Here is a 25,886-nt window from a genome sequence, read left to right as displayed (position 1 = left end):
CCTTTGGCGAGCCAGCCATTCTGATGGCCGGTCGGTGACAAGCGCAGCGGCGTGGCTACGCTCAAAAATCAAGAAACATCCCGAAATATTTGGCCGGCAGGCCCTGAAGGATCTCGTTCAACCACTGCAGATGGAAGGCCGCGCTGGTTAGCAAGTCGCCCCATGGGGGGCCGGAAATCACAGGGTGCGTCGTGCAACCCGGTTCTACTCCAAGCGGAGGCATCATGATGCTCAGGAAATGCTTGTTGGCTCTGGCTATCGGTACAGTGTTGTCGGCTTCGGCCGTGTTGGTGCCAGACTCCATTGACGGTACCTCCAGCGCGTATGCGAAGGATGGTGGTGGTGGCGGCGGTGGCGGTCACGGTGGTGGTGGCGGAGGCAGCGGCGGTGGTGGTGGCCATGGCGGCGGAGGTGGTGGTAGCGGTGGCGGCGGTGGCCATGGCGGTGGAGGTGGCGGTAGCGGCGGTGGTGGCTCGGGTGGTGGCCACGGCGGCAGTGGCAGCGGGCACAGTGGCGATGGTGGTGGGCATGATGGCCGCGGGCGCAATGGTGCAGATGATGGTGCCGACCACGAGGCCAACCACGAAGCCAATCATGAGGCGAATCACGATGTGGGCGAGCCCCACGGTGTAGGGCATGGCGCCGACGATGGGGCTGACCATGACGTTGGGGATGATCGCGGAGGCGATCGGAGCTAGCAGTTTGGGTGTCTGTGTCGACCTCTTCGCGGGCACGCCCGCTCCCACAGGTATCGCGCCGCTTTCAAGGTTGGCGCAGCACCTGTGGGAGCGGGCGTGCCCGCGAAGAGGCCCGAACAGGCCATAGAGCGGCTTCCAGCGGTCTCAAGCATGCGGCACGCTGCGAGGCGCTACCCCACCTGCATACTGCGGCTTCAGATGTCCCTGCTCATCCAGCAGATAGGCATCCATCACCTCCCGCACAACCGGCCCTGCCACCCGCCCGCCGGCTTCGCCGTTCTCGATCATAACCGCCACCACCACACTCGGGTGATCAGCCGGGGCAAAGCCTACGAACAGGGCGTTGTCGCGGTGCCGCTCCAGGGTCTTGTTGCGGTTGTAGCGTTCGCCCTGCTTGATCGCTACCACCTGCGCGGTGCCGCTCTTGCCGGCAATCCGGTACTGCGCACCGGCTGCGGCAGCGCGGGCGATGCCGCGCGGGTCGTGCATGACCATCTGCATGCCCTGGCTGACCTGGTCCCAGGCATGCCTGTCGTGCAGCACGATATTGGGCATCGGGTTGGGATCTACCGGCGCATCGCCTCCTACGGTCATGGCCAGGTGCGGGCGGTGCCACACGCCCTTGCTCGCCAGCAGGCTGGTGGCCTGGGCCAGCTGCAGCGGGGTGACCTGCATGTAGCCTTGGCCGATGCCCAGGATCAGCGTCTCGCCCGGGAACCAGGCCTGGCGCCGGGTGGCGCGCTTCCACTCGGCCGACGGCATCAGCCCGGACGCCTCCTCGAACATGTCCAGCGACACCTTCTGGCCCAGGCCGAACTCGGCCATGTAGTCGTGCAGGCGGTCGATGCCCAGCTTGTGCGCCAGGTCGTAGAAGTAGGTGTCGTTGGAACGCATGATGGCGGTGTACATATCCACCCAGCCATCGCCGCTGCGGTTCCAGTTGCGGTACTTGTGGTCGTAGTTGGGCAGCTCGTAGTAGCCGGGGTCGAACACCCGGCTGCCCGGGGTGATCACGCCGCTGTCGAGGCCGGCGATGGCCACTTCCGGCTTCACCGTCGAACCGGGGGCATACAAGCCGCGCAGCACGCGGTTGAACAGCGGGCGGTCGATGGAATCGCGCAGGGCGGCGTACTGTTTGAAGCTGATGCCCTTGACGAACAGGTTGGGGTCGAAGCTGGGGTTGCTGACCATCGCCAGCACGTCGCCATTGGCCGGGTCGAGCACCACCACCGAGCCGCGGCGGTCGCCCAGGGCCTTTTCCGCGGCCAGTTGCAGGTGGGCGTCCAGGGTCAGGACGATGTCCTGGCCCGGGGTCGGGGCCTTGTGGTTGAGCACACGCATCACCCGGCCCTGGGCGTTGGTCTCGACCTCCTCGTAGCCCACGTGGCCATGCAGCTGGCTTTCGTAGAAGTGCTCGATGCCGGTCTTGCCGATCGACTGGGTGCCCCGGTATTCGGTGCTGTCGAGGGTCTTGGCCTCTTTCTCGTTGATGCGCCCCACATAGCCTACCGAGTGGGCGAAATGCTCGGCCAGCGGGTACTCGCGGATGAACTGTGGTTCCACCTCCAGGCCTGGCAGGCGGAACTGGTTCACCGCCACCAGGGCGATCTGCTCTTCGCTCAGACCGACCATCAGGGTCACCGGCTCGAACGGCTTGCGGCCACGGCGCAGGTCCTTGTCGAACTGCTTGCGGTCGTCGTCGGTCAGGCTCAGCACCTGGGCCAGGGTATCGAGGACCTTGGCCGTGTCACCGCCGGCCCGCTCGCGGGTCATGGTCAGGTCGAAGCTGGGCTTGTTGTCGGCCAGCACCACGCCGTTGCGGTCGTAGATCAGCCCGCGCTCGGGGGCGATGGGCAGCACGTGCACGCGGTTGTTTTCCGATACGGCGGTCTGCTGGTTGTGCTGCAGCACCTGCAGCACATAGAGCCTGCCCACCAGGACGGCGACCAGGCTGAAGACCAGGGCGGCGCAGGCCAGAAGCCGGCGGTTGACCAGGTGCTTTTCCTTTTCGTGGTCCTTGAGGGGTATGGGTTGCGGCATCGGGGTTCTGTCTGCTGATGGTGTGGCTGGGTGAGGTGTGAGCGCTGTGGGCACGCGCCTGTGGGAGCGGGCGTGCCCGCGAATGGGCCGCGCAGCGGCCCCGGGGGGCGGTGATGCTACGCAAGGTAGTGAGCCCCCTCAAGGTGAAGGCCTGCGGCTGCAGAAGCGAAGAGGGCTGCCACGCCCGCAATCAGGGCGCTCGCCAGCAAAATGAAGATTTGTTCATGGCGGCAGTGCGTTGGTGCGGTTGGCTGAAAGCCGGACGTGATTGAGCGGAGGTATTGGTCAAGCGCTAGAACGCTTGTCCGTGCCTCTGCGGGAGAAACTGTCGGGCGCAATGTGGGAGATTGCCCAGCCCATTTGGGCTGCGCTGTCGCGCAGAGAACAAATATCGCTCTTTGTAGGAGCAGACTTGTGCTGCGAAGAGACCGGTACTGACAAAGCCTGTCTATTGTCTGTATCGGCCTCTTCGCAGCAGAAGGCTGCTCCTACAGAACCTCACTGAACCAATGAGTCATGTGTTGTTCTACGAGAGCGGGCGATCCCGCGAACACGGGCACAGCCCGTGCCATTATTTTGCAGCATCGAGTGATAAACCTCTATTCGTTCGTTTTCATACCTTGAGGCGGTACTTGCTGTGAAATCGTTATGCTTCCACTTTCTTGGCGTAATGGTGGGCGCTGAAAAAGCGCAAAAAATAGTTCGTTTATGTACTTTTCTTTGTCATCTACGTCGTCTAAAGGTATTTCGTGCGGTATTAAATCTCGCCAGTAATTTTCGTAGCTCCGCGTAAAGATTACGTGCTCAAGGCAGTCTGAAATATTTTCTGCTGCAATTGGTCCGAATGTTTTCAATAGTGCGCTCATTAGGTGGAAGAGTCTGTATCTATCTTTCCTGTTGTTTATTTCGAATTTGCTAATCTCTTCGTCTGTCATCGAGATTAGCGGGTAATATAGGTGGTGAATATAATTTATGTTTGCAATTTTCATTGGAATTTTTAGGTGAGTGTTAGTGGTCGGTTGTTTTTACGAGCTATGACGGCTATTGAGGGATCTTCACGATTGCTTTCGCCCGTGAGGTAATCTTAGGCGGTTACGCAATTAATATTTAGTATGGCGCTGTTGCTTCAGTAGAGTTCGCCTGGGCGACACCAGGTTTTATTGCATTCTGCTGATAAATATTTCTTTGAAAGCGTGCCGAGTCTGTCAGTTTTGGTTTTTGGTACAAGTTTGATCGAATGGCGTAAAACCTCTTTTTTATTATTGCTGGAAAGAGTTTGGCTTGCTTTAGTCTGCGGACTTCTTTTCTGTCTCCATGATTGCGGGCGAAAAGTATCATGGATTCTAATGCGATGAAGATTATATTCTCTAGTGCTATGGCATCGTGGCTAGATGCAGCGGCATCAATTTCAGCTTGCGTAATGGGGCTATTGGGAACGTTTTCTGCTCTAAAGTCTACATGGATTGGGAATTGAGTGGATTGGTTGTTGTAGGCTGAAAATGGAGAGCACACTAAATCAGTGCTTGAAAGCAGGTCTATATAGCTTAGCCCGCCATTGATGTAAAAGCTGCAGTAACCGGAAGCTTTTTGCAAATTGACTATTAAGTAAGTGTCGCCATGTCTCATGAAAAAGGTTTTGTCTCTCCCGCGAAGGTCAAACTTGGCGGCAACTCGCTGAAAGATTTTTTTTGTAGATTCTTTCTTCATGACTTATTTATGACCTCTCGGATGGTTCGCACGCCAGTTTCGGAATCCAATACGTCCAGAACTCCCTCAGTGCTTGAATGGCTCCTTGAACACCTTCGGTATCGACCTATGCAGCCATCATCCGTACTGCGCTCCAGCAGCGCTGGAGAAGAACCGGCATGTCGCTCCTTAGTTGGTGTATTATCTATTTTTAAATTTATTCTGATTAACCAAAACTATATCAACATGTTTTTTGTGCGAGAAGTTAGATGATAGATCTTGAAGATGTATGTGCTCGGTATCGTTTTCCTCCATTTCGTAAGCTGCGGTTATCAAAAATACACCCAAGGTACGAATCATGGCTGGTGTTGTAAGTAATGAAATCTCATCGAGCCTCAAAGTTTCATCGCTACCGACTTCGGTACCCCATGCTCTCATGTTGTTGAGCTTGATCATAGATTGAATCCTTTTTCTCCAAGAATATCTTTTGCAGTTCCTGTAAGCGCTGTCAGGTTTTTACATGGCTTGTGGATTTGAAAACCGCATAAGAAGTGCTGATGCTCGCGGGTGTTACGCTTTCTCTCTCCTTGCCACCGCGCATGGCCGCCATGGCTTTTCGCCAGTCGGTCGATGGTGTCGTTTGCTTAAAATATTCAACATGGTTTTTAAAGAGCAATATATGTCGGTACGGGTGTCGCTGGATAACTAATGAGTATTACTCGGTCGCATCGCCCTTGTTCTATATTGCCCCCTGGTTTTCTTGCTCATCTATCCATTTATTTATATCGTTAGTTGCGCGATCTAAATCGGAGATCTTAATAATCAAGCATAGTTCTTTGGCTTCATCTCTTTTGTTGTGGGTTGTGGAGTAACTTTTGACAGCTTCATGGATTACTACTCTCAGAATGTTCTGAGTGCTTGTGTTGCGGACGGAAAATATCGGGTTGGCCTCCATTAGTCGTGTCCCGTCAACGCATGTGGTGTTGTAGTAAGGTGTGCGGTATTTGGCTGGGTTGATTCTTTTGGAGTAAAGGTGTTCATTGAGCGCTGAAGTGAAAAATGACTCCAGTTTTTGGTATGTGTCTGGGTTGCTAAGGTAATCTTTAAACATAATTTCCCAATATCTGCGCGCTCATGGTTATGGCGTAATATTTTCGTGATGAAAGCAGTGAGTTGCAACTTGTGTTTGCTGTTAATTTCTAAGATATTTTAGCCCACTTGTCTAGGGAGGCTATAAGTTCCGGGAGGTTTGATATCCCGCCGAATACTATGGTCTCGACTCCATGTTCGGTATTCTTGTGCGCTGTAGAAATCTCGCTTTCGTCCTCATCTATGATGATGCGAATTATATTTTTGTGTTTTGCATTTCTGGCTGAGAATATTGGGTTTGCATCACCAAAAGATTGTCCGTTGTTGTATGTGGTTCTGTAGAAAGGTGCGGTGTACTCTTCCTGGTTGTTGCGTTCGCTAATGATTTTTATAAATGCATCCAGAAATAACTGCTCGAGCGCCATGTAGGTGCTTGGATTGGTTACGTAGTCGTCATACATTAGTGTATTACTCCTCGAATGCGCTTCCAGTAATGTTCTCAATGTCAACGCGCTCGCCGGATAGCTGTGCAGTTCGTGATCGTCGAACTTGAGGCTGAGCAGATGACCGCTGCCATAGGTGAGCCAGCTGACCCGGTGGCCATCAGAACGGGGTGGTCGCGATACGCATAATGTACTGAAAATTGTGATGCCCCGTTCCTTATGTCGGTCTAATTCCATAGCATTTCTGAATTAATTCTGATCTGGCAATTGTGACCGCGCCTCCCTCCGTGTCATCAAATTCACCTATGGGGGTAATTAGAAAAACTGACTCATTTTCTAAATGGTATAGTATTTTGTCGGGATGTTTTATCGAGCCATAGCTCCATCCATCGCCAAGTATTTTCTCCACGACAGAATTGCTCTTTGATAATGTGAGGTGAGTTGAAGCGTGAGTTGAGATTAGTTTGGCGATGTGAAAGAAATTTGGATTTTTCAATTGTGTGGCTCCAAAATACTGGATTTCATTCCCGTTCTTTAAGCTATACTCCTTGGTTCTTTGCCCTAGGGGGAGGGTGATCCCACCTTTATCCAGCCCGTCCCAAAGTCGATAGTACTCGACAATTCTGCTAGATTTAACCATTCCGCCATTGCTTAATAGGAGCCAGCAAGTATATTCAGGTAAATAGGAAATTACTTGATGGTAGAGCTGGTCCATTGCGCTCGCGTGGCAGTTTAGAAGATTCGTTGATCTATATTCGACCAGTGCTGCAGATAAAGCAGTTCTGACTCGTGCAGGCTTGCTGCTGACATTGAATACGTCATTTTGTTCGTAGATGTTTTTCGCTATTTCTATTTTGTTATCAGTAATCATAATGTCCGCCAGTTGGGTCGTTAAAGTGAGAGCCTCGGTTTTGAGGGTCGTTTTATCCGAAGTTGTGGCCTCCAGCGTCATCTCTAATTTGCGTAGTTGAGATTTTTCCAGAAGCATTTCTCTGGTCAAATTCGTAGATCCTACCTTTCTGAGTTCTTTTTCTTCTGGCAATGTTGGCGGATGCACGTGTTGGGTACGAGCATGCGGGGATGTTACTGTTGCGTACTGTGAGTACTTGGTTCTATGTGATGGAATAGAATTGTTGCGTCGCAAAAACTCATGTTCAGTCCATTCTTTCACAAGAGAGAAAATACTCAAATTTGCTTAGATCAAATAATCCATTCGTCATTTTTTCGATTTTTTTTGCAGCTTGCAAATCAATGGGGTACTCATCATAGAGTTGATCTGAATCTTCACCTATTCCAAGTATTGAGCGTAGTTCGCTTACCTCAATTTGGTTGATAAATTCTAGCGCCCCAATGTATTTCTCAGTATGTTTGTCAAATACGGAAATCGAATACTTTACTTTAGGGGTCATGGCTCAATTCTCCTGGTCGATTTAGGGTTTTTACTCGGTATCTGTATCCCTGTCTCAGGATCAAAAGCCCCAAGATGCCTTCCTCTACGATCGTATTTCTCGATTTCACCGTGCTGTGAATCCCACTCGCATATACAGCCATCAGGGAGACGCCAACGCTTCCTTAGTCCTCCACCGCCTTGAACCGTTGTTTTCGGCTTTGCCCGTACTGCACTCGGAAATCCTGGAAGACTACTTGGTGCAGGAATATATTTTTGAGTTAACCCTAGTGGATCCACCCAGTGAGTCGGGGCGGGGCAGTATTTATAGGAGTTGAAACTTCCTTCAAAGCCAATAGGGTCTTTGCTGATAAATCTGCCGATGAAAGGATCATAATACCTATGCCGGTTATAATGCAGCCCCGTCTCAACATCCCAATACTGCCCCTGAAAGCGTAGCGGATTACGAATCTCCGCCCACTTCGCCCCGTCACTCCGCTGCTCCTCCGCCAAACCCCAGGCCTTGTACCTCCCGCTCCAGGCAATCTCCCCATCTTCACCGGTCAACTCCATCGGCGTCCCCAGCTGATCGCACTGGTACCAAGCCATCGCATCAAACGCTTTCGGCATCGGCTTATGCAGCCACACCGGATCCTTGTCGATGTCATACGGGAACACATACACCGGCTGGCGCAACAACTCGACAACATGGTTGGACACTGCCTGCGCCACCGGCACAAAGGTCCCGGGCTCGAACACATAGTGAGTGGTGTGGCCTTTGCCTTCCCGGTCCCGGCACTCGAATGCCAGCGTGTCGCCTTCCCACACATACCAGGTGTACCCACAACCCAACTCTTCATCCCGCTGCCGCCGGGCATTCTGGTTCCACACCGGGCCGGCCTTCGCTTCCTTCATGTACTTGAAGTGCTGGTGCTCGCGGGTGTTGTTGCCCGCCAGGTCGTAGAACCACTGCAGCTTGCAGGCCTTGTTCTCGGCAAGTAGCAGGTTGCCGTTGCCGTCGTAGGCAAAGGTTTCGCTTTCCCACTCCTTGCCACCGCGCTGGCCGGCATGGCTTTTCACCAGGCGACCCATGGCGTCGTACTCGAAGCGGGTGATGCGGTCGCCATCGATGCGGCGGGTGGGCTGGTTGCTGCTTTGATCGTAGAGGTAATCGGTGACCTGCTTGTCGAAGCCGGTCTCCATGATCAATCGCCCGGCCGGGTCGTACTTGAAGCTGGCCTCGCTGTTGTTCTCGTTGCGCAACCACAGCAACTGGCCGAGCTTGTTCCAGTGGTAGGTGAGGGTGCTGTCGTCGGGGTTTTGGTATTGGTGGGCCGGGCCGGCTTCGTTGATGCCCGAAATCCAGTGCTCATCCAGCCGCCGCCGCCGCCCAACAGCTGGCTCGAAGCTGGATGAGACCGTTGTGTTTTGATTTTAAAGAGCGAAGCAGATTTCAAACCGCTTGTGATTTATAGTATCGAGTGATAGATTTATATTCTTTTGTTTTTAAATCTTGAGGTGGTGCTTGCTTAGAGGTCTTTATACTTCCATCTTTGGGAGTGATGGTGTGCGCTGAAAAACGCAGTGAGTAATAAAAATGGCGGATATGGTTTGTATTTGCTATTTCCATTGGTTTCTTTGGCTCGCTGTTAGATATTGGTTATTTTTGCGAGTGCTGGAGAGGGACCGGTCAGCCGCTCCCATCTGTTGTAGTGTAGCCTCGTCTCCATATTGAAATGCTGTTCCAGAAAGCGTAGCGGATTGCGAGTCCTGCTCACTTGGCCTCGTCGCTCCGTGTCACCTCCGTTAAGTAATTCCCGCCTAAGGCAATCTCCCCATATTTGCCGCTCACTCCCCATCCCTCTCCGGTTGATCTGCTTTAGCGCCATTTAATTAAGTATTCATAGTAGGGGGGATAGTGGTTGTGGATGTAATCTATTGATGCAAATGTAGAGAGGTCTACAGAAATAAATCTAATCTCATCACTTTCGTTTTCGTCAAAATTGAATTTTCTATTTAATTCGCAGTTATCCTTTGCAAGTATTGCCCCGCAATACTTCCAGTCATCATCAATTAGTATGTGGCACTCCTGTTGTAGTAATTTATTTTCTATATAATTAAAGAAATCCGCAGTGGATGGAAAGGCTTCATTGGTGGATGAAGACCAATGTGTTGTCCCGATTGTTCGGATTAGCTTGTCGGTTTCTTCTAGGTTAAGTTGCGTGGCGCAATTTTTTGCGTTTGAAATCAAATTTTCTTTTTTTGATTCAAACTTGTTCAGGCGCTTCTTTCCCTGAGCTTTTCTGTAGAGTAATTCTTTTTTATAATGGTCGACTTTCATTGGCAACACTCCTTTTCATAAAATGCTTTGCCTTTTCCATTTTGAATTTGCGGGCGTGAGTATTTGCTCATCCTAGGGAAACTCCGAACAAGTTGCTCATCAGTCGGAAATGGGCGGCTTAGGGATGCCGAAAAGCCCGCTTTTCAGTCGCTGATTATTGGATAACCAAGGCAAAGCCTTGGTTATCCGGACTCACGGGCGCACCTCTCCCGCAGCAGGCAATAATTGCCGGCGCACCATCCACAGATTCGACAGGGCAAACAGCGTGGTCAGTTGCGCCGTGTTCTTGGCCAAGCCGCGAAAACGAGTCTTTACATAGCCGAACTGGCGTTTGATCACCCGGAACGGGTGCTCCACCTTCGCACGCACTTGCGCCTTGGCCTTTTCGATCTTGCGCTTGGCTTGGTAGAGCACGCTGCGTTTGCTCAAGTGTTTGTAGGTGCTGCGGCGGGCAGCGACCTGCCATATCACCTGCCGTCCCTCGTGTTCTGGCCGCTTTTCCACGCCTGTGTAACCCGCATCCGCACACACGACATTCTCTTCGCCATGCAATAGCTGAGCGACCTCCGTCACGTCAGCTACGTTCGCGGCGGTGCCATGAACGTGATGCACCAGACCCGATTCAGCATCCGCGCCGATGTGGGCCTTCATGCCGAAATAGTACTGGTTGCCCTTCTTCGTTTGATGCATTTCAGGATCGCGCTTGCCTTCCTTGTTCTTGGTCGAACTGGGCGCGTGGATGATGGTCGCGTCGACAATGGTGCCCTGGCGCAACGACAGGCCCTTGTCTTGCAGGTAATTGTTGATGGTTTCCAGAATGCCGGCTGCCAACTGATGCTTCTCCAGCAGGTGCCGGAAGTTCATGATCGTCGTGTCTTCGGGGATCGGAGCGCTGAGCGTCAGACGAGCGAACTGGCGCATCGAAGTGATCTCGTACAGCGCCTCTTCCATGGCGGGATCGCTCAAAGAGAACCAATTCTGCAGCAGGTGAATGCGCAGCATGGTTTCCAGAGGATAAGGCTTGCGGCCACCGCCAGCCTTTGGGTAGTGAGGCTCGATCAACGCCACCAGTCCACTCCACGGTACCACCTGTTCCATCTCGGCCAGGAAACGCTCGCGACGGGTTTGCTTGCGCTTGCCGGCGTACTCGAAATCGGAAAAGCTCATCTGACTCATGGGATGGCGGACTTGTAGAAGGCAGTTGGACGGAGGGCTATTTCAGCACAGGTCAGATGGCCTGTGCTGACTTGATCGGAGAATCCCTAGGGTTGCCTTGATCATCAAGTTTAACCGCTCCTGCCTCCCAATGAGGCTTATCTGGGTGACTTAGATCCATTGTTTGTTGCTGTACCGATGCCAATCCCTTTCCAGCGCTGTGAACTGCTGCCCCTTGTGCGTGATCTGCATCGGCCGCCAGAGGATGTTCATGTCCTCACGGGCATGGCCGGCCAGCTGGAAGGCAATGCCCGGCTGCAGGCGCGCGTCGTCGCCTTTGACCTGGGCCACCCGGGCATCGCCGAACAAGGCGTTGATACGGGTCTGGGTAAACGGCTTGCCGGCGTTGTCGTGCTTGTAACGGCCGGGGTAGTCGTAGCGCTCGTACTCGTTGCCCTGGTTGCCCATGTCCCTGGGGTACAGGGTGTGTTCCAGGTTGTAGCGCGGGTGGGCGAAGGTGTAGTCGCGCTGGACCTGGATACTGGTGCGTACCTGTTCGCGATAGCGGAAGTCATGCAGGCAGGGCTGGCGCGCCGTGCCACCCCGGTTGGCCACATACAACACCGGGTCGCCTTCCAGGCTGCCGAACTGGCTGATCTGGTCCGCCTGGATCACGCCATGGCTGCCTTGGCTGTGCTCGAAGATCGAGATCAGGCCTTCTTCTGCCGATAGCCGCCAGAAGAAATCCAGGTCCAGATCACCGGCCTGTACGCAGAACTCACGCGTCTGGTGCGGGTTGACCAGGTACTGGGTCAACGCTCCCCAGCGGCGCTCGCGGAACAGTTCCTCGAGCAACTGCGGCACGGGACGGTGCTGGAAGATGCGCCAGTCCGACTGCAGGCCGGCGCGGGCCAGCTGCGGTTCGACAATGGCGCGGTAGCGGGTGCGGCGGTGGCCGGTCTTGCCCTGTTCGAAGCTGCTGATCAGGCCATGCACGTGACGCACCGGTTGCTCCTGCTGCCAGATGGTCAGCAGCGCGGGGTGGTCGAGCAGGGTGGCGAAAGCGATATCGACCTGGCCAGCGGCGTGCGGAACTACTGGTTTTTCCATGGTTGAGTCTCTTGCCGTAACTAACGGGTGCGAAGTGAATGCTGATCGTAGTCGATAGTTTCTGATTCAGGTCATTGTTTTTTCGTTTGAAAGTGGATATCGACCAATAAAAAGAACTTTCTGTAGGAAGTGTCTTTTTTTATTGGCGCGGGGCTGTTTATATTGACTTTTCGGTAAGGCTTTCAGGGTCGTGGAATTAATAAGTTCATCGAGAGTTGAAGCTGGATACCGCTTTTCGAATAGAGTCGGAAATTGCTTTATCGAGGAAAACGACGAGTGTTCGTTCACACCGCCATGAACCTGCTATTCCTAAGAAGACCCCTGAACCCACCAAGGCCCGTCGATGCTGGTCATCGAAAACCTCCACAAATCATTCCCCACCCCCCAAGGCCCGCTTCCGGTACTGCAGGGCGTCGACCTGCGCCTGGCGCGCGGCAGCAGCCTGGCGCTGATGGGCGAGTCGGGTAGCGGAAAGAGTACCTTGCTGCACCTGGTGGCCGGCCTGGACCGTGCCGACAGTGGCCGCATCCTGATCGACGACACCCCGCTCGACAGCCGTTCCGAGGCGTCGCTGGCGTTGTGGCGGCGGGAGGGCATCGGCCTGGTGTTCCAGCAATACAACCTGATCAGCAGCCTGGACGTGGGGGCCAATCTTGCGTTCCAGGCCCGGCTGGCCGGTCGGCATGATCCCGATTGGCTGGCCTACCTGGCGCAGCGCCTGGGTTTGGCGGATTTGCTGGCGCGTTACCCGGAGCAATTGTCTGGCGGCCAGCAACAGCGGGTCGCCATCGGCCGCGCCCTGGCCGGGCGCCCGGCCTGGTTGCTGGCCGACGAACCCACCGGCAGCCTCGATGAAACCAGCAGCGATGAGGTGTTGAGCCTGCTGTTGCAGCTGGTCGCCGAGGCTGGCAGTGGGGTGCTGATGGTGACCCACAGCCCGCGGCTGGCAGCGCGCCTTCAGCAGCGTTGTTACCTGCAGGCCGGCCGCGTGCGGCCCGAGCAGGGCGGATGAGGCTGCTATCGCTGGCCCTGCTCGCGCTGCTCAGCCACTGGCGGCGCCATCGCGTGCAGTTTTTCAGCATCTTCACCGGCCTGTGGCTGGCCACGGCGCTGTGGACCGGCGTGCAGGCGCTGAACAGCCAGGCACGCAGCGACTATGCCCGGGCCAGTGCGGTGCTGGCCGGGCCGTTGCAGGCGCAACTGGTGCCGCGCCGTGGCGAGCGCTTCGACCAGGCACTGTACGTGCAGTTGCGCAGGCTGGGCTGGGCGGTGACGCCGGTACTGGAAGGGCGCTTGCGCTTTGCTGGTGAGCCGGCGCGCAGCGTGCGGTTGATCGGCATCGAGCCGTTGAGCCTGCCGCCGGCCAGCAGCATCGCCGGTGTGCAGCCCGGAACGTTCGATCTGCAGGCCTTTGTCGGCATGCCCGGGCAAGCCTGGGTCGGGTCAGACACCTTGCGCCAGCTGAATGCAGGCCCCGGGGCGTCAGTACGCGACAGCGAAGGGCAACTGCTGCCGCCGTTGGTTCTGCAGCCAGCGCTGGCCCCGGGGTTGATCGTGGTGGATATCGGCCATGCCCAGGCGTTGCTGCATGCACCCGGGCAGTTGTCGCGCCTGCTGGTGGCCGGCACGCCGAGGCCGTTGCCGGCGGATATCGCGCCTTACCTTGAGCTGCAACCCCGGCAGGACGATGGCGGCTTGCAGCGGCTGACCGACAGTTTCCACCTAAACCTGACCGCCCTTGGCCTGCTGGCGTTTGTCGTCGGCCTGTTCATTGCTCATGCCGCAATCGGTTTGGCACTGGAACAGCGGCGCGGCCTGATTCGCAACCTGCGCGCCTGTGGCATCAGCCTGCAAACCCTGCTGTGCGCCTTGGTGCTGGAGCTGGGGCTGTTCGCGGTGCTGGGCGGCCTGGCCGGCGTGGCCAGTGGTTACGGGCTGGCCGCGTGGTTGCTGCCCGATGTGGCCGCCAGCTTGCGCGGCCTGTATGGCGCCCAGGTCGCCGGGGCGCTGAGCCTGCCCGCAGGGTGGTGGCTGATGGGCGTGCTGGTGAGCGTGCTGGGGGCGCTGCTGGCGGGTTTGGGTAGTGTACTGCGTGCGGCGCGGTTGCCGTTGCTGGCGCTGGCACAACCTCAGGCATGGCGGTTGGCCCAGGGGCCCTGGCTGCGGCGCCAGGCCCTGGTGGCCGGCCTGTTGCTTTTGCTGGCCCTGGGCTGTGGCGTGCTGGGCGACAGCCTGCCCAGCGCGTTCGGCCTGCTGGCAGGCTTGCTGCTGGCGGCGGCGCTGCTGCTGCCGGCCTTGCTCGACCGGGTGCTGGCCTGGCTGGCGCGCCATTGCCGGCGGCCTTTGTCGCAATGGTTCGTCGCCGACAGCCGCCAGCAACTGCCGGCCCTGAGCCTGGCGTTGATGGCACTGTTGCTGGCGCTGGCGGCCAGCGTCGGCGTGGGCAGCATGACCGAGGGCTTTCGCAAGACCTTTGTCGGCTGGCTTGACCTGCGCCTGTCCGCCGACCTGTATGTCACCCCAAGGGACTCCGCCCAGGGCTTGCAGATAGCCGAGTGGCTTGGGCAGCAACCTTCGGTGAGTGTGGTGTTGCCCGGCTGGCGTGTGGAAACACAGCTGCAGGGCTGGCCGGTGCAGCTCCAGGGCATCGTCGATCATCCCGTCTATCGCACTCGCTGGCCATTGCTGGCGCAGCAAAAGCAGGCCTGGCAACAACTGGCCGCCGGGCAGGCCGTGATGCTCAGTGAACAGTTGGCCAGGCGACTGAAGCTGCAGCTGGGCGATCGCCTGAGGCTGCCCGCAGACACTTCGCCAGCCCTGAGTGTTGTGGGCATCTATGCCGATTACGGCAACCCCAAAGGGCACATGCTGGTCAATGCCGGCTGGCTGCGCGGGCATTGGCCACAGGCAACCCTGACCGGGTTGAGTGTCGATCTGGTGGGCGATCAGGCGTCGGCGCTCGAGGCTGCATTGCAACAGCGCTTCGCCCTGGACGACAGCCGTGTGGTCGAGCAGGCGCGTCTCAAACGCTGGTCGACCGACGTGTTCAACCGCACCTTCGCCGCCACCGCCGCGCTCAACAGCCTTACCCTTGGCGTGGCAGGCGTGGCGCTGTTCATCAACCTGCTGACCCTGGGCCAGACCCGCCTGGGCCAGCTGGCGCCGCTGTGGGCACTGGGTGTGTGGCGCACGCACCTGGTGTGGCTGAGCCTCGGGCAGACACTGCTGCTGAGCAGCCTTACCGTGCTGCTGGCGATACCGCTGGGCATCCTGCTGGCCTGGTGCCTGGTCGCGGTGGTGAACGTGCAGGCATTCGGCTGGCGTTTGCCGCTCTACGTGTTCCCTGCGCAACTGCTGCACCTGGCGGTGCTGGGCATGCTTACCAGCCTGTTGGCCAGCGCGTGGCCCTTGTGGCAGCTGGCGCGTCGCCAGCCGCGCGAACTGTTGAGGCCGTTTGCCGATGAAGCGTAGCGCCTGGCTGTTGCTGTGTGGGTTGCTGGGCGGCTGTGATCAGCCCGCCGAGCAAAGCTATGCCGGGCTCGGGCAGCAGGCGGGTGAATTCAGCCAGGTACGGCGCGGCCATCGCCTGGAATTTCCGCGTGACCATGGGGCCCACGATGGCTTTCGCATCGAATGGTGGTATGTCACCGCCAACCTCCAGGACTTCCAGGGGCAGGACTGGGGCGTGCAGTGGACGCTGTTTCGCTCGGCCCTGCGCCCAGGCCCCGAGACTGCCGGCTGGAACAGCCCGAACCTGTGGATGGGGCATGCGGCGCTGACCGGCCCCGGGGGGCATCGGTCTGGCGAGACCTTGGCGCGCGGGGGTATCGGCCAGGCTGGCGTGCAAGCCCAGCCGTTTCGGGCGTGGATCAATGACTGGTCGTTGCAGGGCAGCAGTGGCATCGAGCATCTGCAAATGGTCGCCGGTGGTGACGGCTTTCGCTATGACCTGCAACTGCACAGCGATCGGCCCTTGGTGCTGCACGGGGACCAGGGCTACAGCGAGAAGTCCGGCAAGGGGCAGGCTTCGTACTATTACAGTCAGCCGTTCTATCGGGTGAGTGGGGAAGTGCAGCGTGGCGGCCAGTGCATTGCCGTCACCGGCCGGGCCTGGCTGGATCGGGAATGGAGCAGCCAGCCGCTGGCTGCCGGGCAGACGGGTTGGGACTGGTTTTCCCTGCACCTGGACAGTGGCGCCAGGCTGATGCTGTTCCAGGTGCGCGAAGTGCAGGGGGAGGCGTATCGCGCCGGGACCTGGGTTGGCCCGCAGGGTGAAGTGGTGGTGCTGCAGGGGGCGCAGATCCAGCTACAGGCGCTGGCCTGGGCTCGGCAGAAGAACGGCAAGCAGGTGCCGACGCGATGGCGGGTGCAGGTGCCGGGGCATGGCGTGGATGTGCAGGTCGAGGCTGTGGAATCGCAGGCCTGGATGGATACACGGTTCCCGTATTGGGAGGGGCCAGTGCGCTTGACCGGGAGTGCGGGTGGCCGTGGGTATCTGGAGATGACCGGCTATTAGCAATCCTGGGGGGCTGAGCTTTCCTGGGGCTGTGTTGCAGCCCATCGCCGGCAAGCCCGCGGGTGCAGCGTTGATCTCGAGGTTGTCGCTGTACCTGTGGGAGCGGCCTTGTGTCGCGAATGGGCCGCAACGCGGCCCCAGGTTTTCAATCTTTGATCAACCCTCGCAATACCGCTCGCGCTTCTTCAGTGCGCAAGCACTCGATGAACAACCGGGCCTCCCGCGCCACTGTCGCCTCGAGCTCGGCCCGCTGGCCGTCCTTGAGCAGCCGCTTGCTGATGCGCAGCGCCGCCTGCGGGTAGCCTTGCAGCTGCCGCGCCAGGCGCCGGGCAGCTGCCAGGCACTGTTCACCGTCGTCATGCAGTTCATTGGCCAGCCCCCAGGCCACCATCCGTTCACCGTCGAGCAACTCGTTTGCCAGCAGCAGGCGAGCCGCCCGGGCAGGGCCAAGCAAACGCGGCAGCAGCAGGCTGGAACCAAACTCTGGGCACACGCCCAACGGCGCGAAAGGGATGCGCAGCTTGGTCGTTCGGCTGACCAGCACCTGGTCGCAATGCAACAGCAAGGTGGCACCGATGCCGATCGCCGCGCCACTGACCGCGGCAATCAGCGGTTTGTCCAGGCCCATCACCACCCGCATCAGGCGGAACACCGGGCTGTCCAGGTCGGCAGGCGGGTTGTCGAGGAAGTCGCGCAAGTCATTGCCGGCGGTAAAGCACTGCGGCCCACCGGTGATGATGATGGCTTCGACATCAGGGTCTTCACCTGCTGCCAGCAGCAGGTCGCCCAGCTGTTGGTACATGGCGGTGTTCACGGCATTGAGCTTGTCGGGGCGGTTGAAGGACAGGGTCAGCAGGCCCTGGTCCAGGTCACGTGTGATCAGGTCGTTCATGGCAGCCGTTTTTGTTGTTGTGGGCAAGGTTGGCAAGGGTTTATCACGCAGTCCGGCTTGTTGTACAGTCGTTCAGTCCAGCCCCTAGCCCGAGAGCCGCCGATGAACCAGGAAGCCCGCTACCACCGCATGCTGCCGGAATTGCGCAAAGCCAACCTGGTCGAGGCGACCCTGGTTTGCCTCAAGCGCCATGGCTTTCAGGGTGCGTCGATCCGCAAGATTTCGGCAGAAGCCGGGGTTTCGGTCGGGTTGATCAGCCATCACTACGCCGGCAAGGATGAGCTGGTGGCCGAAGCCTACATGGCGGTCACCGGTCGGGTGATGGGCCTGCTGCGCGAGGCCATGGCCCAGGCCGCGCCCAATGCCCGCGAGCGGCTGTCGGCGTTCTTCCGTGCCTCGTTCTGCGCCGAGCTGCTCGACCCGCAGTTGCTCGACGCCTGGCTGGCGTTCTGGGGCGCGGTGAAGACCGCCGATGCGATCAATCAGGTGCATGACCATTCCTATGGTGAGTACCGCAATGAGCTGAGCGGGCTGCTGGCCACGCTGGCCGGGGAGGAGGGCTGGCAGGGCTTCGATGCCGACCTCGCGGCCATCAGCCTGAGCGCCTTGCTCGATGGCCTGTGGCTGGAGTCGGGGCTCAACCCCGGTACCTTCACCCCCGACCAGGGCGTGCTGATCTGCGAGGCCTGGGTCGATGGCCTGCAGGCCGGTGGCCGGCGTCGCTTCAGCCTGCCGGAGGGCTGTTGATCGCCTGTTCAGTAACGAGTAGGCTGCTGTCGCGAGTGTGTAGAACAAACCAATAAAAAAAAGAGACGACACGCAATGACGCCTCGGGTATTGATCGTCGATGACGATCCGCTTATTCGTGACTTGCTGCAGGCCTATCTGTCCCAGGAAGGCTATGACGTGCACTGCGCCGACACCGCGGAAAAGGCCGAAGCACTGCTCGGCAGCCAGGATGTCGACCTGGTGCTGCTGGACATCCGCCTGCCCGGCAAGGACGGCCTCACCCTGACCCGTGAGCTGCGGGTACGTTCGGAGGTCGGCATCATCCTCATCACCGGCCGCAACGACGACATCGACCGTATCGTCGGCCTGGAATGCGGCGCCGACGACTACGTGATCAAACCGCTCAACCCCCGCGAACTGGTATCCCGCGCCAAGAACCTGGTCCGCCGTGTGCGCCATGCCCGCGAGGTGCACCCGACGCCGGCCTGCGCGCAATCGCTGAAGCAGTTCGCCGACTGGGCGCTGGACACCGACCGCCGGCGCCTGATCGACGCCCGTGGCGGGCAAACCCTGCTGACCCATGGCGAGTTCCAGTTGCTCAGCGTGTTCCTGCGCAACAGCGGCCACACCCTCAGCCGCGACCAGTTGATGGACCAGATCCGCAACCGCGAATGGGTGCCCAACGACCGCTCCATCGACGTGCTGGTCGGCCGCCTGCGGCGCAAGCTGCACGACGACCCGGCCGAGCCCCAACTGATCATCACCATCCACGGCACCGGCTACCTGTTCACCGCCAGCGTGGCGGCATGACCCGCAGCGCCTGGGTGCTGGCCTTGGCATTGTTCGCCGTGCAAGCCAGTGCAAAGCAGCCGGTGCGCTATTGCGATTACCCGGTGTACCCGCCGATTTCCTGGAGTGACGGCCACCAGGTGCGCGGCCTGGCCCCCACCGTGGTGCGAGAGCTGTTCGCGCGCATGGGCTACGAAGTGCAGACCGTGGTGCTGGGCAACTGGAAGCGCTGCCTGATGGACGCCGCCGCCGGGCGGGTGGACGTGGTGCTGGCCTACAACAGCGACCAGCGTGACCAACGCATGCGCTTTTCCACGGTGCCGGTGGTGCGCGAGGAAGTGGCGGTGTTCTACAACCGCCTGCGGCCGGTGCAGTTCCAGCGCCTGGAAGACCTGGCCAGTTACCGCGGCGGCCTGCTGTACGGCGAAAGCTACGGCGCCGACTTCGACCGCTTCGTCGCCCGCCACCAGAACATCGAACGGGTTTCGTCCAGCCAGCAGAACTTCGGCAAGCTGATCCGTGGGCGCATCGACTACGTGATCCAGGAGCGGCGCACCGGCCAGCTGTTCATCGAAAAGCTGCCCGGGGCGCAGGACATCCGCGTATTGCCCACGGCCCTGAGCGTGGACTACCTGCGCGTCGCGATATCACGGCAATCGCCCTTGAGCCAGCATATGGACGAAATAGACGCGCAGTTGCTGCGCATGAACCAGGCCGGCGAGATCGAGCGCTGGCTGGAGCAGAGCGAAGTGACCTACCGCGACATGGTCAACCTGCCGGCGGACTCCCGATGATCCGCCTGCGCACCGATGGCTTGCTGCGCCGCCTGCTGCTGTTCATCCTGCTGTTCAGCCTGTGCTTTACCGTGCTGGCCAGCTCGGTGCAGCTGTACTTCGAATACCGCCGCGAGATGCGCGATATCGAGGCGCGTATGGCGCTGATCCGCGCCGGTTACCTGGCCAGCCTGGAGCGCAGCCTGTGGGACCTGGATGAGGCACAGCTGGATACACAATTGCGCGGCCTGGTGGACTTTTCCGATGTCGCCCGGGTGCGTCTGGTCAGTGACGATTTCCAGATGCTGCGCGGCCTCGCCGAGCCCAAGGGGCCGCTGCGTATCGAACGTTTCCCCCTTGATTACCAGCCGCCCTCGGGGCCGGCCAGGCACCTGGGCGAGCTGGAAGTGAGCATCGACCTGGGCGCGGTGCACCGGCGGCTGTATGCCACTGGCCTTGCCAGCCTGCTTTGGATGGGCGTGTTCCTGTGTGGCCTGGCGGTGGCGCTGTCGGGGCTGTTCTACCGCCTGGTCACCCGCCACCTGCAAGTGATGGCCGAGTTCGCCCGGCGTATTGGCGCCGGCCAATGGCAGGAACCGTTGCGCCTGGGGCGCCGCCCGTCAACGCGCCCGGACGAGATCGACACCGTGGCCAATGCCCTGGATGACATGCGCCGCGCCATCCTCAGTGACATCGAACGCCGCGAGCGCGACCGCCTGGCGCTGCAGGACAAGCGCGACGAACTGCAGGCCATGGTCGAGCGGCGTACCGCCAGCCTGGCCCGGGCCAAGGACGAGGCCGAAGCCGCCAACCTGGCCAAGTCACGCTTCCTGGCGACCATGAGCCATGAGCTGCGTACCCCGCTCAACGGCATTCTCGGCATGGCCGAGCTGCTGCGCGGCGGCCGGCTGGAGGCGGCCGACCGCCAGCGCGTCGAGGCCTTGTACAAGGCCGGCGAGGGGTTGCTGGCGATTCTCAACGAGGTGCTGTATTTCGCCCGGCTCGAGGAGGGCGAGAGCCGCGCGGAGCTGGTCGGTTTTTCGCTACGCCAGTTGTGCCAGGAAGTGCTGGCGCTGCTTGAACCCATGGCCCGGGACAATGGCGACACCCTGCAGCTGGATATCGACGAGCAATTGGCCGATTACCAGCACGGTGCCGAACAGTACCTGCGCCAGGTGCTCAGCAACCTGCTGGCCAATGCCATCAAGTTCACCGAACAGGGGCAAGTGCGGCTTGCGGTGCAGGTACTGGCCAGTGACCAGGGCTCGCAGCGCGTGCGGGTGTCGGTCAGCGACAATGGCATCGGCATCGAGCCGGCTGTGCAGGCCAGGGTCTTCGACCGCTTCGTCCAGGCCAGCGAGGCGGTGGCCCGGCGCTACGGCGGCACCGGCCTGGGCCTGGCGATCTGCAAGCACCTGGTGGAAAAACTGGGGGGCTGCATTGGCCTGGACAGCGTGCAAGGGCAGGGCAGTCGCTTCTGGTTCGAGCTCGACTTGGCCCGCGGGCAGCCAGTGCTGGCCAGTTCACCAGCCCCGTCGCCCATGGCCAGCCTGGACATCTTGGTGGTCGAAGACGTGGCACTGAACCGCGAGGTGGCCGGCGGTTTGCTGCTGCGCGATGGCCACCGGGTGAGCTTTGCAGAAGACGCCGTGCAAGCCTTGCAGGCCTGCGCACAGCGGCGCTTCGACCTGATCCTGCTCGACGTGCATCTGCCCGGCATGAGCGGGGTGGAGCTGTGCCGGCAACTGCGTGCCACGCCCGGGCCGAACCGCCATAGCCGGGTCCTGGCACTGACGGCTGGCGTGCAGCCGGGGCAAGTCCCAGGCTACCTGGATGCCGGCATGCAGGGAGTGCTGGCCAAGCCCCTGCGGCTGGACAACCTGCGCCAGGCGCTGGCCGAAGCGGCGCCTGCTGAAGTGGTTGGCGTCGACGCGACAATGGACTGGTCGTTGCTGGACACCCATCGCTCGCTGCTGGGTGAACAGAAGCTGCAAGGCCTGTTGAAGGTGCTGCGCCAGTCGCTGGAACATCACGCCACGGCGTTGGCCGAGGCGCTGCCGGCCCAGGACTTTACCGAAGTGCTGCACCTGGCCCACCGCCTGGCCGGCAGTTGCGATTCCCTGGGCTTTTGTGGGCTGGCTGCGTTGTTGCGTCGCCTTGAGGACGCTGCCCGGCAGCATGACGAACAGGCATTGAAAGCGCTCGCCGCGCCGCTGGCCACCGAGCTTGCCCAGGCCCGCGCCACCCTGGAACAGTTGATCCAGAGCTGACGTACAAAAACCTTACGACTTTTTACATCTTCGATCCGTTCGTTCAACGGCACCTTACATCCGTTTCCAATAATCCAAGGCAACCGTGTTGCACGCGGTCCATGAGGCTTATTGGAGACAAGAATAATGACATGCCGTAGCGCTCAGCCCCTCCTTCCCAACACACCGTGCGGCACCCCCGCGTGGTATGGCACCGGCCGCAAAGGCGAGGTGCGCCATGACTGACAACCGCGAAAAGATCCAGCTCACCCGCGCGCTGAAAAGCCGGCACATCTTCATGCTGTCGCTGGGCGGGGTGATCGGCACCGGGCTGTTCATGGGCTCGGGTGTGACCATCAACCAGGGTGGCCCGATAGGCGCGATCCTGGCCTACCTGGTCGCGGGTTTGCTGATGTACCTAGTGATGGTCTGCCTGGGCGAGCTGTCGGTGCAGATGCCGGTGTCCGGTTCGTTCCAGGCCCACGCCACCAAGTTCATCGGCCCGGCCACCGGCTTCATGATCGGCTGGGTGTACTGGATGAGCTGGGCCACCACCGTGGGCCTGGAGTTCACCGCCGCCGGCATGCTGATGACCCGCTGGTTCCCGGAGGTGCCGATCTGGTATTGGTCGGCGCTGTTCGTGGTCGTGCTGTTCGGCCTCAACGCCCTGGCCACCCGTGCCTTCGGCGAGGCGGAGTACTGGTTCTCGGGGATCAAGGTGGCGACCATCCTCGGCTTCATCATCATCGGCCTGTTGGTGATCTTCGGCGCCATCCCGCTGAGCAGCGGGGCGCCAGCACCGATGCTGGACAACCTGGTGGGCGAGTCGCTGTTCCCCCATGGCCTGTCGGCGGTGTTCGCGGTGATGATGACCGTGGTCTATGCCTTCCAGGGCTGTGAAATCATGGGGGTGGCGGCCGGCGAGACCGAGCACCCGGAAAAGAGCATCCCGCGGGCCGTGCGCAACGTGGTGTTCCGCGTGCTGATCTTCTACGTACTGGCGATTGCCGTGCTCTCGGCCATCGTGCCGTTCGAGCAGGCCGGGCTGATGGAAAGCCCGTTCGTGCAGGTGTTCGACATGGTGGGTATTCCCTTTGCCGCCGACCTGATGAACTTCGTCATCCTCACCGCCATCCTTTCGGTGGGCAACTCCGGGCTGTATGCCTCCACGCGCATCCTCTGGGCCATGTCGAAGAGCGGCATGGCGCCGAAAAGCCTGTCGCCGCTGAGCAAGCGTGGCGTGCCGTTGCGTGCGCTGAGCATCACCCTGTGCTTCGCGCTGATCTCGCTGATGACCAGTTTCATTGCCGCCGACACTCTGTTCATGGTGTTGATGGCGGTGAGTGGCATGTCCGGCACCGTGACCTGGATCGTCATCGCCCTGGCGCAATACCGCTTCCGCAAGGCCTACCTGCGAGATGGTGGGCAACTGCAGGACCTGAAGTACAAGGCGCCGCTGTACCCGCTGGTGCCGCTGCTGTGCATCACCCTGTGCAGCTCGCTGTTCGTGTTCCTGGCGCTGGATGAAACCCAGCGGCCGTCGTTGTACTGGGGCTTTGGCTTCATTGCCCTGTGCTACGCGGCGTACTTCTTCGTCAACCGCCGTCGGCAGGGGGCCTTCGAGCCGAGCGTGCCAGGGGTCTGAGGTTTCAATCTCGGGGGCTGCTACGCAGCCCATCGCGACGCAAGGCCGCTCCCACAGGTACCGCGCAGACCTGAAGTCTGCGAATGACTTGTGGGAGCGGCCTTGTGTCGCGAAAGGGGCGCAAAGCGCCCCCAGCAATCCGTCAGTTGTACAAAGTTGTAACAACCACCTCCTATCTCAACCTTGATACAACAAATAAAGCTAATAAAAACAACGATATATATCGTTTTCAAGCGTTGTTACAGCCCCATCCCCGCCCAATTGCCGCCTTGTTGAACACTCGTTTAGTATCTCCCTCATCAAGCCCTCTCAAACCATCACAACAACACCGAGGCCCCCCATGACCACCCCGTCGTCGTCACTGTTGAGCAAGGTCGAAGCCGGCGTTGCCTGGATCACCCTCAACCGCCCCGAGCAGCGCAATGCGCTGGACATCCCCACCCTCAAGCAACTGCACGCCCTGCTGGAAACCTGCAACAGCGACCCGACCGTGCGCGTGGTGGTGCTGACCGGCAGCGGCCGCAGCTTCTGCGCCGGTGCCGACCTGGCCGAATGGGCCGCGGCCGAGGCCCAGGGCACCCTGGAAAGCTACGGCTGGACCGAAACCGCCCACGCCCTGATGTTGCGCCTGCACAGCCTCGACAAGCCCACCATCGCTGCCATCAACGGCACCGCCGTGGGCGGTGGCATGGACCTCAGCCTGTGCTGCGACCTGCGCATCGCCGCGGCCTCGGCGCGCTTCAAGGCCGGCTACACCAGCATGGGCTACAGCCCCGATGCCGGTGCCAGCTGGCACCTGCCACGGCTGATCGGCAGCGAGCAGGCCAAGCGCCTGTTGTTCCTCGATGAACTGTGGGGTGCCGAACGTGCCCTGGCGGCCGGGCTGGTCAGCGAAGTCTGTGCCGACGAGCAACTGCCCGCCGTGGCCGCCGAGCTGGCCGGGCGCCTGGCCAACGGCCCCACCTTCGCCTACGCGCAGACCAAGCGGCTGATCCGCGATGGCGCGCGGCGCACCCTGGCCGAGCAGCTGGAGGCCGAGCGCCAGGCCGGCCTGCTGTGCGGCCGCAGCCAGGACGGTGCCGAGGCACTGCAAGCCTCGGTGGAGCGACGCGCACCCCGTTTTACCGGCCAGTAACCCGATAACCGACCCTCACCAGGACCTTCGCAGATGAATTTCCAACTGACCCAAGAACAAGAAATGTTGGTGGAAGCGGTACGCAGTTTTGTCGCCAAGGAGCTGCTGCCCCATGAGGAGGCGGTGGACCGCGCCGATGCCGTATCGCCCGAGCTGGCTGCGCAGATCCGTGGCAAGGCCATCGCCGCCGGGTTCTATGCCTTCAACATGCCCGAGGAGGTCGGCGGCGGTGGCCTGGACTATCTGTCCCAGGCGCTTATCGAGCGCGAACTGTCCAAGGTGTCCTGGGCCTTGCACGTGTTCGTCGCGCGGCCATCGAAAATCCTCATGGCCTGCAAGGACGAGCAGATCAACGACTACCTGTTGCCCTGCGTGCAGGGCGAGAAGATCGACTGCTTCGCCCTCACCGAGCCGGGCGCCGGCTCCGATGCCAACGCCATCAAGACCCGTGCCGTGCGCCAGGGTGACGACTTCGTCATCAACGGCAGCAAGCACTTCATCAGCCATGCCGGCCACGCCGATTTCGCCATCGTCTTCGCCGTCACCGACACCTACGAGCACAACGGGCGCAAGCGCAACGCGGTAACGGCCTTCCTGGTCGACCGTGGCACGCCGGGCATGACCATCCGCCGTGGCCCCAAGTGCGTGAGCAACCGTGGCTACCACACCTACGAGCTGTTCTTCGACGACTGCCAGGTGCCGGCCAGCAAGGTGCTGGGCGAGGTCGGCAAGGGCTGGGAGGTGGCCAACGCCTGGCTCACCGCCGGCCGGGTGATGGTCGCCGCCAACTGCGTGGGCCAGGCCCAGCGTGCCCTCGACCTGTCGCTGCAATGGGCCGCCGACCGCAAGCAGTTCGGCCAGGCCATCGGCAGCTACCAGGGCGTGTCGTTCAAGCTGGCCGACATGGCCACGCAGATTCGCGCTGCGGAAATGCTCACCCTGCACACCGCCTGGAAGATGGACCAGGGCAGCATGACCGACGGTGAGGCCGGCATGGCCAAGCTGTTCGCCAGCGAGGTGCTGGGCAAGGTTGCCGACGAAGCCGTGCAGATCTTTGGCGGCATGGGCCTGATGGATGAAGGGCCGGTCGAGCGCATCTGGCGCAACGCACGCATCGAGCGCATCTGGGAAGGCACCTCGGAAATCCAGCGGCACATCATCGCCCGCGAACTGCTGCGCCCGCTGCTGCGCTGAACGCCAGGAGAACAC

Annotated in this window: 23 protein-coding genes; 11 read left to right on the top strand and 12 right to left on the bottom strand. The window is 60.0% G+C overall.

Translation table 11 applies throughout. The annotated features are described in order from the left end of the window. The first annotated feature begins 224 nt into the window (after positions 1-224). Entirely contained in the window at positions 225-698 is a 474-nt protein-coding gene (locus NY023_RS16790; RefSeq protein WP_230397050.1) for a hypothetical protein, read from the top strand. A gap of 144 nt (positions 699-842) precedes the next feature. Here NY023_RS16790 and mrdA read toward each other — a convergent pair whose 3' ends face one another. From mrdA to tssI, 11 genes are all read right to left on the bottom strand, one after another. Next, positions 843-2,738 carry a penicillin-binding protein 2 gene (gene mrdA, locus NY023_RS16785; RefSeq protein ID WP_013973094.1) on the bottom strand — a complete coding sequence of 632 codons (1,896 nt, stop codon included), beginning with the start codon at positions 2,736-2,738 and terminating at the stop codon, positions 843-845. Between the two features lie 1,107 nt (positions 2,739-3,845). Continuing rightward, a complete protein-coding gene (locus tag NY023_RS16780; protein WP_144084433.1) occupies positions 3,846-4,445 on the bottom strand; it encodes a hypothetical protein in 600 nt (199 codons plus the stop codon). Positions 4,446-4,625: 180 nt separating this feature from the next. Next, positions 4,626-4,880, bottom strand: a complete 255-nt coding sequence (locus NY023_RS16775) for a hypothetical protein (RefSeq protein WP_013973093.1) — start codon at positions 4,878-4,880, stop codon at positions 4,626-4,628. 743 nt (positions 4,881-5,623) lie between these two features. Then, positions 5,624-5,974: a hypothetical protein gene (locus NY023_RS16770; RefSeq protein ID WP_049798449.1), complete on the bottom strand. Its 351-nt coding sequence runs from the start codon at positions 5,972-5,974 to the stop codon at positions 5,624-5,626. Positions 5,975-6,173: 199 nt separating this feature from the next. Beyond that, on the bottom strand, positions 6,174-7,013 hold the full coding sequence (locus tag NY023_RS16765) for a hypothetical protein (RefSeq protein ID WP_158308192.1): 840 nt from the start codon (positions 7,011-7,013) through the stop codon (positions 6,174-6,176). A 97-nt stretch (positions 7,014-7,110) separates the two neighbouring features. Then, positions 7,111-7,365, bottom strand: coding sequence for a hypothetical protein (locus NY023_RS16760; protein ID WP_013973092.1), 255 nt, complete (start codon positions 7,363-7,365; stop codon positions 7,111-7,113). Further along, positions 7,362-8,606 (bottom strand): colicin E3/pyocin S6 family cytotoxin, encoded by a 1,245-nt coding sequence (locus NY023_RS16755; RefSeq protein ID WP_238531250.1) that lies wholly within the window; start codon positions 8,604-8,606, stop codon positions 7,362-7,364. The genes NY023_RS16760 and NY023_RS16755 overlap by 4 nt, the downstream gene beginning before the upstream one ends. 190 nt (positions 8,607-8,796) lie before the next feature. Further along, positions 8,797-8,973 carry a hypothetical protein gene (locus NY023_RS16750; protein ID WP_158308191.1) on the bottom strand — a complete coding sequence of 59 codons (177 nt, stop codon included), beginning with the start codon at positions 8,971-8,973 and terminating at the stop codon, positions 8,797-8,799. A gap of 249 nt (positions 8,974-9,222) precedes the next feature. Beyond that, positions 9,223-9,684 carry a hypothetical protein gene (locus NY023_RS16745; RefSeq protein WP_044047084.1) on the bottom strand — a complete coding sequence of 154 codons (462 nt, stop codon included), beginning with the start codon at positions 9,682-9,684 and terminating at the stop codon, positions 9,223-9,225. Between the two features lie 192 nt (positions 9,685-9,876). Then, a complete protein-coding gene (locus NY023_RS16740; protein WP_013973047.1) occupies positions 9,877-10,860 on the bottom strand; it encodes an IS5-like element IS2000 family transposase in 984 nt (327 codons plus the stop codon). 150 nt (positions 10,861-11,010) lie between these two features. Beyond that, positions 11,011-11,949, bottom strand: a complete 939-nt coding sequence (gene tssI / locus NY023_RS16735; RefSeq protein WP_316927853.1) for a type VI secretion system tip protein TssI/VgrG — start codon at positions 11,947-11,949, stop codon at positions 11,011-11,013. A gap of 343 nt (positions 11,950-12,292) precedes the next feature. Here tssI and NY023_RS16730 point away from each other — a divergent pair, with 343 nt between their 5' ends. The 3 genes from NY023_RS16730 to NY023_RS16720 are packed head-to-tail and all read left to right on the top strand — an operon-like array spanning position 12,293 to position 16,465. After that, complete coding sequence (locus NY023_RS16730; protein WP_013973089.1) at positions 12,293-12,961, top strand: ABC transporter ATP-binding protein; 669 nt, start codon at positions 12,293-12,295, stop codon at positions 12,959-12,961. Beyond that, positions 12,958-15,420: an ABC transporter permease gene (locus NY023_RS16725; RefSeq protein ID WP_013973088.1), complete on the top strand. Its 2,463-nt coding sequence runs from the start codon at positions 12,958-12,960 to the stop codon at positions 15,418-15,420. Before NY023_RS16730 ends, NY023_RS16725 begins: the two co-directional genes overlap by 4 nt. Then, positions 15,410-16,465, top strand: a complete 1,056-nt coding sequence (locus tag NY023_RS16720) for a lipocalin-like domain-containing protein (RefSeq protein WP_013973087.1) — start codon at positions 15,410-15,412, stop codon at positions 16,463-16,465. Before NY023_RS16725 ends, NY023_RS16720 begins: the two co-directional genes overlap by 11 nt. Before the next feature lie 145 nt (positions 16,466-16,610). Here the strand turns inward: NY023_RS16720 and NY023_RS16715 are convergent, their stop codons facing one another. Then, complete coding sequence (locus NY023_RS16715) at positions 16,611-17,357, bottom strand: enoyl-CoA hydratase (RefSeq protein ID WP_013973086.1); 747 nt, start codon at positions 17,355-17,357, stop codon at positions 16,611-16,613. A 102-nt stretch (positions 17,358-17,459) separates the two neighbouring features. Here NY023_RS16715 and NY023_RS16710 point away from each other — a divergent pair, with 102 nt between their 5' ends. The 7 genes from NY023_RS16710 to NY023_RS16680 all read left to right on the top strand — a co-directional run bounded on the left by NY023_RS16710 (position 17,460) and on the right by NY023_RS16680 (position 25,871). Beyond that, entirely contained in the window at positions 17,460-18,104 is a 645-nt protein-coding gene (locus NY023_RS16710) for a TetR family transcriptional regulator C-terminal domain-containing protein (protein ID WP_013973085.1), read from the top strand. Positions 18,105-18,179: 75 nt separating this feature from the next. Beyond that, the gene (locus NY023_RS16705; RefSeq protein WP_013973084.1) at positions 18,180-18,896 is read left to right on the top strand and encodes a response regulator; all 717 of its coding nucleotides are present in this window, start codon (positions 18,180-18,182) and stop codon (positions 18,894-18,896) included. Beyond that, the gene (locus NY023_RS16700; protein ID WP_013973083.1) at positions 18,893-19,669 is read left to right on the top strand and encodes a substrate-binding periplasmic protein; all 777 of its coding nucleotides are present in this window, start codon (positions 18,893-18,895) and stop codon (positions 19,667-19,669) included. Before NY023_RS16705 ends, NY023_RS16700 begins: the two co-directional genes overlap by 4 nt. Further along, positions 19,666-21,918, top strand: a complete 2,253-nt coding sequence (locus NY023_RS16695) for a hybrid sensor histidine kinase/response regulator (protein ID WP_013973082.1) — start codon at positions 19,666-19,668, stop codon at positions 21,916-21,918. The genes NY023_RS16700 and NY023_RS16695 overlap by 4 nt, the downstream gene beginning before the upstream one ends. A gap of 217 nt (positions 21,919-22,135) precedes the next feature. Beyond that, complete coding sequence (locus tag NY023_RS16690) at positions 22,136-23,542, top strand: amino acid permease (protein ID WP_013973081.1); 1,407 nt, start codon at positions 22,136-22,138, stop codon at positions 23,540-23,542. A 340-nt stretch (positions 23,543-23,882) separates the two neighbouring features. Further along, complete coding sequence (locus NY023_RS16685; RefSeq protein ID WP_013973080.1) at positions 23,883-24,677, top strand: enoyl-CoA hydratase/isomerase family protein; 795 nt, start codon at positions 23,883-23,885, stop codon at positions 24,675-24,677. A 33-nt stretch (positions 24,678-24,710) separates the two neighbouring features. Then, a complete protein-coding gene (locus NY023_RS16680) occupies positions 24,711-25,871 on the top strand; it encodes an acyl-CoA dehydrogenase family protein (protein ID WP_013973079.1) in 1,161 nt (386 codons plus the stop codon). Positions 25,872-25,886 lie beyond the last annotated feature (15 nt).

It is taken from the genome of Pseudomonas sp. NBB, assembly GCF_032701105.1.
Lineage (GTDB): Bacteria > Pseudomonadota > Gammaproteobacteria > Pseudomonadales > Pseudomonadaceae > Aquipseudomonas > Aquipseudomonas asiatica.
The sequence above is the reverse complement of the archived record's forward strand: the minus strand, read 5'-3'. Positions and strand labels throughout refer to the sequence as shown.